Annotated in this window: 15 protein-coding genes and 1 tRNA gene; 7 read left to right on the top strand and 9 right to left on the bottom strand. The window is 50.8% G+C overall.

All coding sequences use genetic code 11. From position 1 onward, the window contains the following. Positions 1 to 17 precede the first annotated feature (17 nt). Complete coding sequence (gene glpK / locus ACYQ27_RS12310; RefSeq protein WP_456453313.1) at positions 18 to 1,532, bottom strand: glycerol kinase GlpK; 1,515 nt, start codon at positions 1,530 to 1,532, stop codon at positions 18 to 20. A 2-nt stretch (positions 1,533 to 1,534) separates the two neighbouring features. After that, complete coding sequence (locus ACYQ27_RS12305; RefSeq protein ID WP_460041718.1) at positions 1,535 to 2,353, bottom strand: MIP/aquaporin family protein; 819 nt, start codon at positions 2,351 to 2,353, stop codon at positions 1,535 to 1,537. 708 nt (positions 2,354 to 3,061) lie between these two features. On the opposite strand from ACYQ27_RS12305, the gene dhaK reads away from it, so the two are divergent. The 5 genes from dhaK to ptsP are packed head-to-tail and all read left to right on the top strand — an operon-like array spanning position 3,062 to position 6,946. After that, positions 3,062 to 4,063: a dihydroxyacetone kinase subunit DhaK gene (gene dhaK / locus ACYQ27_RS12300; protein WP_456394735.1), complete on the top strand. Its 1,002-nt coding sequence runs from the start codon at positions 3,062 to 3,064 to the stop codon at positions 4,061 to 4,063. A 38-nt stretch (positions 4,064 to 4,101) separates the two neighbouring features. Beyond that, entirely contained in the window at positions 4,102 to 4,737 is a 636-nt protein-coding gene (gene dhaL / locus ACYQ27_RS12295) for a dihydroxyacetone kinase subunit DhaL (protein WP_460041717.1), read from the top strand. A gap of 1 nt (position 4,738) precedes the next feature. After that, the gene (gene dhaM, locus ACYQ27_RS12290) at positions 4,739 to 5,128 is read left to right on the top strand and encodes a dihydroxyacetone kinase phosphoryl donor subunit DhaM (RefSeq protein WP_460041716.1); all 390 of its coding nucleotides are present in this window, start codon (positions 4,739 to 4,741) and stop codon (positions 5,126 to 5,128) included. A gap of 17 nt (positions 5,129 to 5,145) precedes the next feature. Next, on the top strand, positions 5,146 to 5,406 hold the full coding sequence (locus ACYQ27_RS12285) for an HPr family phosphocarrier protein (protein ID WP_456453295.1): 261 nt from the start codon (positions 5,146 to 5,148) through the stop codon (positions 5,404 to 5,406). Then, on the top strand, positions 5,396 to 6,946 hold the full coding sequence (gene ptsP / locus ACYQ27_RS12280; RefSeq protein WP_460041715.1) for a phosphoenolpyruvate--protein phosphotransferase: 1,551 nt from the start codon (positions 5,396 to 5,398) through the stop codon (positions 6,944 to 6,946). The genes ACYQ27_RS12285 and ptsP overlap by 11 nt, the downstream gene beginning before the upstream one ends. A 97-nt stretch (positions 6,947 to 7,043) precedes the next feature. Here ptsP and ACYQ27_RS12275 read toward each other — a convergent pair whose 3' ends face one another. The 4 genes from ACYQ27_RS12275 to ACYQ27_RS12260 form a co-directional block, all read right to left on the bottom strand. Next, positions 7,044 to 7,508 (bottom strand): type II toxin-antitoxin system VapC family toxin, encoded by a 465-nt coding sequence (locus tag ACYQ27_RS12275; protein ID WP_460041714.1) that lies wholly within the window; start codon positions 7,506 to 7,508, stop codon positions 7,044 to 7,046. Continuing rightward, the gene (locus ACYQ27_RS12270; protein ID WP_456394729.1) at positions 7,471 to 7,674 is read right to left on the bottom strand and encodes an antitoxin family protein; all 204 of its coding nucleotides are present in this window, start codon (positions 7,672 to 7,674) and stop codon (positions 7,471 to 7,473) included. The genes ACYQ27_RS12275 and ACYQ27_RS12270 overlap by 38 nt, the downstream gene beginning before the upstream one ends. Positions 7,675 to 7,842: 168 nt before the next feature. Continuing rightward, positions 7,843 to 8,970 (bottom strand): fructose-1,6-bisphosphate aldolase/phosphatase, encoded by a 1,128-nt coding sequence (fbp, locus tag ACYQ27_RS12265; RefSeq protein ID WP_456394728.1) that lies wholly within the window; start codon positions 8,968 to 8,970, stop codon positions 7,843 to 7,845. 98 nt (positions 8,971 to 9,068) lie between these two features. Next, complete coding sequence (locus ACYQ27_RS12260; protein WP_456453315.1) at positions 9,069 to 9,302, bottom strand: hypothetical protein; 234 nt, start codon at positions 9,300 to 9,302, stop codon at positions 9,069 to 9,071. Between the two features lie 279 nt (positions 9,303 to 9,581). Here ACYQ27_RS12260 and ACYQ27_RS12255 point away from each other — a divergent pair. Beyond that, positions 9,582 to 9,722: transfer RNA gene (locus tag ACYQ27_RS12255), tRNA-Trp, on the top strand. Between the two features lie 101 nt (positions 9,723 to 9,823). Further along, positions 9,824 to 10,114: a DUF5658 family protein gene (locus tag ACYQ27_RS12250; protein ID WP_456453301.1), complete on the top strand. Its 291-nt coding sequence runs from the start codon at positions 9,824 to 9,826 to the stop codon at positions 10,112 to 10,114. Between the two features lie 70 nt (positions 10,115 to 10,184). Here the strand turns inward: ACYQ27_RS12250 and ACYQ27_RS12245 are convergent, their stop codons facing one another. From ACYQ27_RS12245 to ACYQ27_RS12235, 3 genes are read right to left on the bottom strand one after another with little or no spacing between them, the layout of a single operon-like run. Next, a complete protein-coding gene (locus tag ACYQ27_RS12245) occupies positions 10,185 to 10,637 on the bottom strand; it encodes an Lrp/AsnC family transcriptional regulator (RefSeq protein ID WP_456394739.1) in 453 nt (150 codons plus the stop codon). Positions 10,638 to 10,692: 55 nt separating this feature from the next. Beyond that, positions 10,693 to 11,247, bottom strand: coding sequence for an XTP/dITP diphosphatase (locus ACYQ27_RS12240; protein ID WP_456453303.1), 555 nt, complete (start codon positions 11,245 to 11,247; stop codon positions 10,693 to 10,695). Between the two features lie 42 nt (positions 11,248 to 11,289). Next, positions 11,290 to 11,781, bottom strand: a complete 492-nt coding sequence (locus ACYQ27_RS12235) for an adenosine-specific kinase (protein ID WP_456453317.1) — start codon at positions 11,779 to 11,781, stop codon at positions 11,290 to 11,292. Positions 11,782 to 11,797: the final 16 nt, after the last annotated feature.

Raw genomic sequence — 11,797 nt, 5'->3', positions numbered from 1 at the left:
AAGGACAAAATACGGAATCAAATCTCGAATCCAAGGTCCTGCAGAACCTTGGCCCAGCCCAGAGATCTCTTGACAGCCTCCTTCCATCCGCCGTAGAGCCTTTCCCTGGTCTTCTCGTCCATCTTGGGGTCGAACTCCCTCTCGACCTTCCACATCTTTGCAATCTCTTCCTGGTCCTTCCAATATCCGACGGCAAGTCCTGCAAGGTAAGCCGCTCCAAGGGCTGTTGTTTCCTGTATAACCGGCCTGATAACCTTTGTTCCGAGGATGTCTGCCTGGAACTGCATCAGGAAGTCGTTCTTTGTGGCTCCTCCATCGACCCTGAGCTCGGCAACCTTTATACCGCTGTCCTTCTCCATGTCGTGGAGGACATCTCTGGTCAGGTATGCGATTGACTCAAGAACAGCCCTCGCAAAGTGTGCCCGTCTGGTTCCCCTCGTTATGCCTATGACGAGTCCCCTTGCATACTGATCCCAGTATGGGGCACCGAGACCGACGAAGGCCGGGACGAAGTAGACACCGTCGTTGCTTGCCAGGTCGGCGGCGAGCGGCTCAACCTCCGCCGAAACCTCGATTATCTTGAGGGAATCCCTCAGCCACTGGACTGCCGCACCTGTTATGAATATGCTTCCCTCAAGGGCGTATTCAACCTTTCCTCTGAGGCCCCATGCAATCGTTGTAAGCAGGTCCTTCGACTTGTACGGCTTCTCACCGGTGTTCATCAGCATGAAGTTGCCGGTTCCGTATGTGTTTTTGACCATACCGGGTTTGTAGCATGCCTGGCCAAAGAGAGCGGCCTGCTGGTCGCCGGCATCGCCCGCTATGGGAACCTCAGCCCCAAAGACCTTCTCGTCGGTGTATCCGTAGACCTCGCTTGAGGGCTTTGGCTCCGGAAGGATGTCCCTCGGAATGTTCATTATCTCAAGGAGCTCATCATCCCAGTCGAGCTTGTGTATGTTGAATATCATTGTCCTTGAGGCGTTTGAATAGTCAATGACGTGCGTCCTGCCGCCGCTGAGGCGCCAGATCAGGAACGTGTCTATTGTTCCGAAGAGAACCTCGCCCTTCTCGGCCTTCTCCCTGACCCCGGGAACGTTGTCGAGTATCCACTTTATCTTCGTTCCCGAGAAGTATGCATCCGGAACGAGTCCGGTTTTCTCCTTTATCTCGTCGTAGTGCTCCTTCCTGAGCTCGTCCACTATGCCCGCGGTTCTCCTGCACTGCCAGACGATTGCGTTGTATACCGGTTTCCCGGTCTTCTTGTCCCAGAGAATGGTTGTCTCCCTCTGGTTTGTAATACCGACCGCGGCGATATCCTTTGGCCCAACTCCCGCCTTTTCCATGGCTGTCTTGACTGCCCTCATCTGGGCATCCCATATCTCATCCGGGTTGTGCTCAACCCATCCGGGCTTGGGGTAGTACTGGGTAAACTCGTACTGCCCCACACCCCTGAGGTTGCTCTCCCTGTCAAAAACTATTGCCCTGGCCGAGGTGGTGCCCTCATCCAGGGACAGAACAAACTTCTCCAACATCTTCACTCACCAGCCGCTTTTTTTGGCACAAACGGTTTTACCACATATTTGTATATAAGGGCTCCCAATATACCGCCTATTATAGCACCGATGACGGGTGGTCCAATCCAGTACCATCCGCTGAAGAGTCCCTTGGTGCCCACCAGGGTTCCGAAGATACGCGGGGATAAGTCTCTTGCAGGGTTGATTGCATAACCGCTGGTACCGCCGAGGCTGAATCCGATTGAACCCACGAGCATGCCTATGAGCCAGGGAGCCATGTTGGAACCCGGTCCGATATTTTCACGATCCGTTATGGCATAGACACCAAGGAGCAAAATCATGGTTCCAATTACCTCCGCAACGAACGCATTACCTGTTGAGAAGCTGCCGGTGTAATGCGCTGAAATCTCGGATAGGCTATGTCCCCAGGCGGCTTTGTCGATTATCGAACCTGGCCCTGTGCACCAGACGTTGGGCATTCCTGCGCCTTTAAGTCCTTCATAGTAGACAGCATAAACCCCCGCTGCCCCGAAGAAGGCCCCTATAAACTGTCCGATTAAGTAGGAGGGAACCTTACGCCACGGAAGGTCACCATTGACGGCCATTGCAATTGTAACTGCGGGATTTATGTGGGCTCCGGAGATTCCTCCAACTGCATAGACTGCCATAGCCACTGCAAATGCCCAGCCGAATGCTATAAGCAGCCAGTTGTATGCCTGCGGTGCCAGACGGGGTGCCAGGGCAACGTTGGCAACGACACCATCTCCTCCCAGAATTAAGATAGCTGTTCCAACAATCTCGGCAATAATTATTGCCTTGTCGCTTGGTCCATCCGACATACTCTATGACACCTCCAACAAATTTTGCATTAGTATTATAACTTTAAACATTATAAGGATTATTATTTATAACAATTTAATTAATTTATATTGAATAACATCACAAAATATCAAAGTAAAGTGTTATAACAGAAAAAGAACCTCTGGAGTTGTTTATTTGGCATGTAGGGTTCTGCGATATGCAGATATATGGATTGGAGAAAATCACATATAAACCTCAATTTATAGTAAAATGTTATAACATCATAAATCATGCCCAAAAACAACTAAAAATCTCCATTCAGAAGTCCATCACTCGTCATTCACTATTATCTTCTTAAATTCCAGCAGCAATTCCACGAGCTCATCCCAGCTTAACTGGCGGCCAAAATTCTGCTGAAACTTAATTTTTTCCTGTTTCAGATGTAGATAGGTTTCCCTTTTAAGGGGGATTGTCTTATACCTGCTTTTGGATTTGGACACATATCTCTGCAAGGGCACCGGCCCCCTTAAGTTCGATATCCAAAATTTATCCATATAATTATGGAGTTTGGAATACTTAAAGTTTCCTGTATATTTATGCGTATGGCGTAAACAATATTCTGCATTTGATTTATTACTATAGATAATTGTGTTGAAATATTTATATAACAAATTAAATTATTATAACACTAAATTTATAAATATTTGATGCGGAATATATTACAAATAACTGCAGGAGGCAAACCCATGAAAAAGTTGATTAACAGACCGGAAGATGTTGTTAAAGAAATGCTTGAGGGGATGGCAGCGGCACACCCGGACCTCATAAAGGTGCATTTTGAGCCGAACTTTATATACAGGGCAGATGCTCCGGTAAAGGGGAAGGTGGCCCTGATTTCGGGCGGTGGCTCGGGGCATGAACCCCTGCACGGGGGATACGTTGGAAAGGGCATGCTCGATGCAGCCTGTCCCGGAAACGTCTTCACATCCCCAACACCCGACCAGATGTACGAGGCAGGAAAGGTGGTAGACGGAGGCGCCGGAATTCTCCTGATAGTGAAGAACTACACCGGTGATGTCATGAACTTTGATATGGCCGCGGAGCTCTTAAGGGCGGAGGGCTACAGCGTCGAGTCGGTTGTTATAGCTGACGATGTTGCGGTGGAGCAGTCCCTCTACAGCGCCGGGAGAAGGGGTGTCGGTGGAACAGTATTTGCCGAGAAGATAGGTGGAGCCGCCGCTGAAAAGGGCTGGCCCCTTGAGGAAGTGAAGAGGGTCGTTCAGAAGGTTGCGGACAACGTGCGCTCCATAGGCATAGCCCTGACACCATGTACGGTTCCGGCGGCAGGAAAGCCAACCTTCGAGCTCGAGGAGGATGAATTCGAGTTCGGAATCGGCATCCACGGAGAACCCGGGAGAAGAAGGCTCAAGATGAAGCCGGCGGACGAGATAGTGCAGATGATGATGGATGCAATTCTAAAGGACATGCCCCTTGAAAAGGGGGACGAGGTTGCACTGCTGGTCAACGGGATGGGCGGAACACCCCTGATGGAACTTTACATTGTAAACCGGAAGGTTAGTCAGATTCTGGACGGCATCGGCGTCAGAAGATACAGAACCCTTGTGGGGAACTACATAACCTCCCTCGAAATGCAGGGGGCATCGGTAACGGTGCTGAAGCTCGATGACGAGCTGAAGGAGCTGCTTGATGCTCCGGTGCATACCCCTGCCCTGAGATGGGGTCTCTGATTTTCCTTTCCCTTTTTGCATGCAATCCGGTGGTTAAAATGATGTACGACGCGGAATACTTCCTCAGGTTTGTGAAGATATTTGCAGATTACCTCGCCGAGAACAGGGAGTACCTGACACAGCTGGATGCTGCAATCGGCGATGGAGACCACGGCATAAACATGGACAGGGGAGCAAAAGCAGCGCTGGAAAGGCTGAAATCAGCAAACCCCACAACACCCGGAGCGGTTATGAGAACAGTGGGCATGGCAATGCTTTCAAGCGTCGGCGGCGCTGCAGGGCCGCTCTACGGGACGGTGTTCATGAGGATGAGCATAAGCTTCGGCGGCAAGGAGAAGGTCGATGGTAGGGAGTTGGTTTCGGCTCTGGAGCAGGCACTCCTTGGAATAAAAAACCTCGGGAAGGCGGAGGTTGGCGACAAAACAATGGTCGACGTATGGGAGCCCGTGGTGGAGTTCCTCAAGGAGAACATAGAAAACGGAAGAACGCTGCCCGAAATGTGCGAAGAGCTAATATCACTGGCCGAGGAGCGGATGAAGGCGACAATTCCCCTGCGGGCCAGGAAGGGCAGGGCCTCATATCTCGGCGAGAGGAGCATCGGGCATCAGGATCCCGGGGCGACCAGCTCATACTACTTCTTCAAAAGCCTGTGCGAGGCAATCGGGGGGAGGTGATTTGCTCTCGATTTTAATTCTTTCCCACAGTCCGGATATTGCAAAGGGTCTCAGAGAGATGTGCCTGCAGATGGTTTCGGGCGATGTTGTTATTGACGCCATTGGCGGCACAAAAGACGGACGCCTCGGCATTGACGCCGAGCTCGTTTTAAACCGGCTGAAGGTGATAGCGGCCGAGAGCGACGGTGTGGTAATACTCGGGGACATAGGGAGCACAATAATGGCCGCAAAGAACGCCCTCGACATGCTCGGAGTTTCCGGAAAAGTGCGCATAGCGGATGCCCCGCTCGTTGAAGGTGCCATTGTTGCGACACTTGAAGCCTCCATGGGCTCTCCGATGGAGAGGGTTGTCAGAAAGGCAGAGGAGACAAAATTTGTGAGCAAGCTGTAATCCGTGAGGCGGTTCAAATGGGGAAGATAATCAGGAGGGTGACGGTCACGAATCCGGAGGGACTGCATGCACGGCCCGCCGGAAGGCTCGTTAAGCTGCTCTCAGGTGTAAGGAGTTCTGTCACAATAAAGTACAAAGATAAAGAAATCAATGCAAAAAGTGTTCTGAGCGTCATGGCGCTCGGCATAGATCCGGGGGAGGAGGTGGAGGTCATCATCGAGGGCGAAGACGCCGAGGAGGCATGGAGGATAGTTGAGGGTGTTATAGGTGCCGGATGAAATCAGAATATCAGTCAATGCCTCAAATATAATCTCCGAGGGTTATGCTTACGGGATTCTCAGATGTCCTGTTAAATCAGCGGTTTCTTCTGAGGGAGTTATCGGGCTGGATGAGCTGAGAAAAAGGGTTAGCGAGCTGGCGGAAAGAATAGCGAGGGAGTACAGGGGCTCTGCTTTACTTGAGGAACTCGGCGAGGTTTACATCATGATACTCAATGACCCCCTGGTCTGGGAGGAATTTGAGAAAAGGGCACGGGAGGGAAAGCTCTCCGCCGGGGATATCGTGGAGGTGAGGGACTATATAATAAATCTCCTGGTGGAAAGCGGCAATCCCCTGATTATGGAGCGGCAGGATGACATAAGAGACCTCTTCAGCTCCCTCCTCTCCGAGACTGCCTACCCCGAAATCGGGAAGGGCGATGTTGTCTATGTTGATGAGCTGTATCCATCCGATGTCGTGAGATTCCACCGTGCGGGCGTCGGGGCGATCCTGAGCAGGAAGGGCTCCCCCACGGCACATGCATCAATCCTCGCCCAGGCCCTTGAGATTCCGTATATGTGCAACGTGCCTCCCCTCGATGAATACTGCGGCATGCAGGTTTTTGTCGATGCCCTCCACGGGGAGATAAGAATAAACCCCGCGAATATCGAGGACATAAAATCCCTCCTCAGAGAATACGAAGCTGAAAAGGAGAGCCTCAGGAAATACTCGGGGATGAGGTTTGAAAACGTGAAGGTCATGGCAAACATAGGCTTCCTCGCAGAGGTGGATGTTGCGAAGAAGAAGGGAGCCGATGGAGTCGGGCTCTTCAGAACCGAGTTCCTCTTTCTCAACAGGGCACATCCCCCCACCGAAAAGGAGCAGTTCCTCGTCTATAAGAGGGTTCTTGAGGCGTTTTACCCGGACATGGTCATAATCAGGCTGCTGGACGTCGGAGGAGACAAGGAAGTTCCGTATCTCAGGCTTCCGAAGGAAAGCAATCCCTTCCTCGGGGTGAGGGGAATCCGGGCTCTGATGAGGAACGAGGAGATACTGAGGGCACAGCTGAGAGCTTTAATAAAGGCTTCGGCTTATGGAAACCTCGGAATACTGATTCCGATGGTCTCAAAGCCCGGGGAGGTTGAATACGTTAGGCGGCTCATCGAAGAAATATCCGGAACCGTTGAGGCCCGCGGGAGCTTTAAAGTTGGCATCATGGTCGAGGTGCCCTCCGTTGTGTTTTCAATCGAAAAATTCACTGATTACATCGATTTCGCCAGCATAGGCACGAACGATCTGACCCAGTACATCTTTGCCGCTGACAGGATGAACCCCGAGGTTTCGGAGTACTACAGCGACGAGGACGATGCGGTTCTCGCGGCAATAAAGCTCGTGGCTGAAAAAATGGGGGAGGCAGGAAAACCCGTGGGAATATGCGGGGAGCTTGCGGGGAAGAGGCACATGGTCGAGAAACTGCTCGGAACGGGTGTGACATCGCTCTCAGTTGCACCGGCAAAGGTGCCGAGGATAAAGAAGGCAGTATATGAAGCGCTGCGATAAACGCACAGTGTCTGAGTTCTGAGCATTAAGAAAACTTAGATTATGATCGGCAACGGGATATACAGATATGCTAACTAATTGGAAGCGGTGTCTGGGACTATGGGATTATCTCAATTTCCATGACCCTCTTGAAGTCCGAATCGAAAGTGGCAAGCTTCTTAATGCCATACTGAATACACGATGCCATTATCATAGCGTCGTTTGGAAGGAGATTGTATCTGTCTATGAGATCTCTGGCAAGCTCCACGGTTCTTTCAGTTATTTCAACAACCTCCAACCCCGGCAGTACATCAAAAAATTCGTCCAGCACTTTGAGAGCCTTCTTAACTTCCTCAACCTTATCCCTGAGGCCGTACGCTGAGTACCTTCCATGTTTTTTGGCATATTCATTGGCCATAAGCTGGAACCAAAGCTCACCGATAACCGTTGGGTTAACGTAAAATACTGTGTTGGCTTTGAGTAGCTTTTCAAGAGTATCAACGGCCTTCTTATCCCCAAAGAGAAAGTTCAAAATAAAGGATGTGTCAAGGAAGACCCTTTCCCCTGTAGAGAACGTATTCATGGTATGCCTCCTCCAAATCCTTGATATCTATGGCGCGTCTGACCTTCCCAGCCAAACTTAAGACATCCCGTTTGATGATTAGGGTTACCTTTTCACCTTCCTTGAGTCTCACCCTCCTCAGGGGTTTCAGAACCCCGTTTTCATAAACAGCCTCGACGGTCTCCATGTCCTCACCATAGAGAATTTGAAAAAGAGGGTAATAACCCTTTCGTTGATGCAGGATTCTTGAGAGGTGATGGGCCCGCAAACTTTCCTATCAATGGCGCGTTGGAACCCTCGCAAAGGGAGAGGTCGGGGGCAGAACAGGGTAAGATACGGAAAGAAAAAAGTGAAATCACTCCACAGGCTCAAACCTGTCGCTGAGCTTTTTAAGAACTCCCGGAAGGGTTGTGTATTCCATCTCCTCCATTGGGAGCCTGTGGGGCTCGAATGGTCCGTGCCTGCGCATGTAGTCTGTAATCTCAAGCGCCTTCTCCCTGGCCCAATCAAAGGCCGGATCGTCGAAGAGGTCGACCGGACCGATGAGCATTCCCTCGGAGTTTATCTGCCATCCCAGTGCAACGACCCTCGGGGGCCCGTCAAAGCGGGTCGGGTTTGAGTGCCTCAGGGGGACTGGCATTAACGGGCCGTTGTGGGAACCGCGCATCCAGCCGCTTACGAGCTCGGGAAAGGCGAAGGGCTCAAGGACTTCACCCAGGGCCGGGAGCCCGCTCTGAGCTCTCACAATTGCCACGGGGTCATCCTTACCGACGTATTCACCTGCAATCTGGTAGAGCTTCTCGGTGCTTATGACAGCGACCGGCTCGTCCTTCGGTATCCTGTGGCCCTCCTTGGGGAATACCCTCTTGATGACGTAGCGGCTCTTGGCGCCTATGAGGGCGAGGAGGTCGTAGAGCTCCTCAGGAGTGCTGAGAATAACTCTTTTGTGCTCCTTTATGTCCCATACCTCAAAGCGGAAGCCCATGTGCATGTTGGGGTCTATAATCAATCCCGCGGTGTTGAAGGGGTCTGCAAACATCCTGAATATCGGGAGGTTAAAAGCGCCGGGCTCGGTCTTGTCCATGTGGAAGGTAACTACCGGCTCGCTCTTTCTCAGGGTAATCTCCATCTCGGCTATTCCGGGCCCCATTCCCCTTATGTTGCCGCTGAAGGCGTCTTTAAGGAGGTCTTGGCCCGCGCCATAGAGGCCGAGCTCCTTCGCAACCTTCGTGCCCTCCTCAAATGCCTTCCATGCGAGGCCGTGTATCTCGGAGCTGTCCACGCCTTTCCGGTGCGTCATGATGAGCTGAAGGTCATCCCCGCAGTGGGTTACGTGGAAGTCCACGAGAATCCCCTCTTCCTTTGCCCTGGCAAGAACCTCTCTGGCTTTTTCAATCAGGGCTGGATGGACGCTTGAATGCCCCGGCCAGCCGCCTATGTCTGCCTTAATTACGCTAAGGGTTATTTTTTCTCCAACAGCCATTTTGCATCACCTACTCATTTTACTATTTTAGGTTTATAAAATTTTATCATGCTAAAATATATCACCCGTGATGATACATATGCGAACAAAGAAAGAGGTCAGCAGATGTCCGTCCACCCGAACTCCTCTTTTGCCACCTGAATCAACTTTTTGAGCTCCTCCCTTTTGATGTTCACACTGCTGCTTGCCCCGACAAGGGCGATTATGCCGTGAACCTCCTCCTGAACCTGAATGACGTCATCGCTTACCTTGACGACTCTGAGCTCTCTCCTGGCAGTTTCTCCCTCGCCTATGTAGAACTTGTCATGGCCTATCCTTACCGGCTCCTCCACAGCAACCACCTCGTAATATTTTTGTTAGTCAAAGTTAATAAAACTTCCGTCCACACCGGGATGCTCTCAGGACAGGCCCAATAACGGCTCGAAAGGAGCGGAAGCTTTTACATTCTTCTTTTGAAAGCCCCGGAGCGGGGAGGAGGTCAGGGCTATCCTAACGGTATCACACCGGCTGTGCGTTCCAGGTCCCTCTTAAGGACATATTGAGCCCTCCCATCCCGTATCCGAAGTCCAGCACAAAACTTATAAATGCCGGCCCGGTTAGGTGTATTGAATGGGGGCATGGTGTAGCCTGGTCCATCATCGCGGGCTCCAGAGGTATGAGGACTTGCGGGTTTGCTGATTTGGGGATGAGCCTTTGGAGCTCTGACCCGGAGAAACCCGCGGACCGGGGTTCAAATCCCCGTGCCCCCACCATTTCTGCAAACTTTATCTTTGAAAAATTTTAAAAATCTCGACCTTTAACAATAGAAAAGTTATTAAGGACTTTATTCAATATAAAACCAAGGAGAGGTATGATGAAGATTGGCTGGAAGGTTGTGGGTATTTTTCTCGTGGTTTCTGCGGCTGACATTGTCACGACTTTCTACGGAACCTCCCTGGGGCTGGTTGAGGGAAATCCCCTGATCACCTCGGCAGGCAGGCTTATGCTCGGCAGATATCTGATCTTCACGGCGGCGGGTGTCCTGATTCTCCTGCCGTATTCATACTACAACAGGTATATAAAAACAATCCTGGCCGGGATGATAGTCCTTAAGTCCCTCTCTCCTCTGAATAATCTTGTTCTTATTGCCCTGAACCGCCTATGAGTGCTCTCAGGTCGGCACAAATTCCAAATTCCAACCGACTCAACCCAAAAATCAGAAAAGAAAATGCCCGCTAAAGCTCCTCCTTCACAGTGACGAACGAGACCATGGTGACGGTCTGCTCGATCCCCTTAACATCCCTGAGCCTGTCCACGACGATCTTCCCTATCTCCTCGGCCCCCGGAGCCCTGACCTTAATCAGCAGATCCCATTCTCCTGCAATTATATGAACCTCGTAAACCCCCTCAAGCTGTGCGATCCTTTTAGCAACATCCCTCTGACTCAGTCCGGAGTCAGGATCATACCTGGCGAGTATGAATGCTGTCGTCCCGAGATCCAGCTTTTTATAGTTTGGTTTTATCGTGAATTTCTCTATAACCCCCTCTTCGACGAGCTTTTTAATTCTGTAATGCACGGTTGTCCTTGGAATTCCGAGCTTTTTGCTGAGGGCTGCTATATTTTCCCTGGCATTTTTTCTGAGCTCCTTCAGCAGTTTCAAATCGGTAGCATCGAGTGCTGCACCCATCTTCATCCCCATTGTCACTTATCCAATTACTGCCATTATTTTTGACACTGTAGGATTATATAAGGTTTTCTTTTAGCCATTCTGAAAAAGCCTTAAATGCTTTGCCCCTGTGGGATATTCTGTTCTTCTCCTCGGTTGTCATTTCGGCAAAGGTTTTGGTGAATCCTTCGGGCTGGAAAATAGGATCAAATCCAAACCCGCCCGTGCCGCGTTTTTCCCGGGTTATTCTGCCCGCCGTTTTGCCTGTGAAGATGTGGAGCTCCCCGTCATAGTATGCCACGACGCTCTGGAAATGGGCTTTTCTGTTCTCCACACCCTCAAGCAGCTTCAGGATGCCATCGTTGCCGAGGGTCCTGTAGACATATGCGGAGTAGACCCCCGGAAATCCCCCGAGTGCATCTATGAAAAGTCCGGAATCATCGAGGAAGAAGGGCGCTTCAAGTTTATCCTTGAGCCATCTGATTCCAAACCTTGCAACTTCCTCAAGGCTGTCAGCCTGGATCTCGGGATACTCGACTTTCTTCTGGATTATCCTGACCCCGAGAGGCGAGAAATATCTTTCGGCTTCCCTCACCTTGCCCCTGTTTGAGGTGACAAAAATCATCTCCATGAGACCACCGGTAGAAAGGAGGGATGGACAAATAAAAAGCTTTCAGTCAATGGTGTATCCAATCTTCTCAACGAGCTCTCTCCTTTCCTTTCTCTGATCTTCTGTCTCAATTCTGGTTGCGGCTTTGCCGTCCACTATGCCCAGAACAGCCCTTCCAAGCTCGGTCTCGGCAACTATCAGCTGCAGGGGATTCTCACTGGCACCATAGACCATCACAACGGCTGGATGGGATTTTATCGTGTTGAGAACATTTATCGGGAATGCATTCTTCATCAGTATAACGAATACATGGCCGGCGCCAATCTTCAGGGCATTCTTTGCCGCAAGCTCCTCAAGTCCCCTGTCATTTCCGGTGAATCGCGTGAGCTGGGGTTTTGCCTCATTCATGGCGATTCCGAATTTTATCCCCGGAACCGCTGTTAGAAGGGCCTTTGCAAGGTCATCTACTGTAAATATCGAAAAATTTCCCTGCCCTATTATTGCCTCCACCCCTGCGGGTTTCTCTATCTCCACGACTTCTATCCTCATAACCATCACCACAAATATTTTA

Source organism: Thermococcus atlanticus (assembly GCF_054657855.1).
This window is presented reverse-complemented; position numbering and strand designations above follow the sequence as displayed.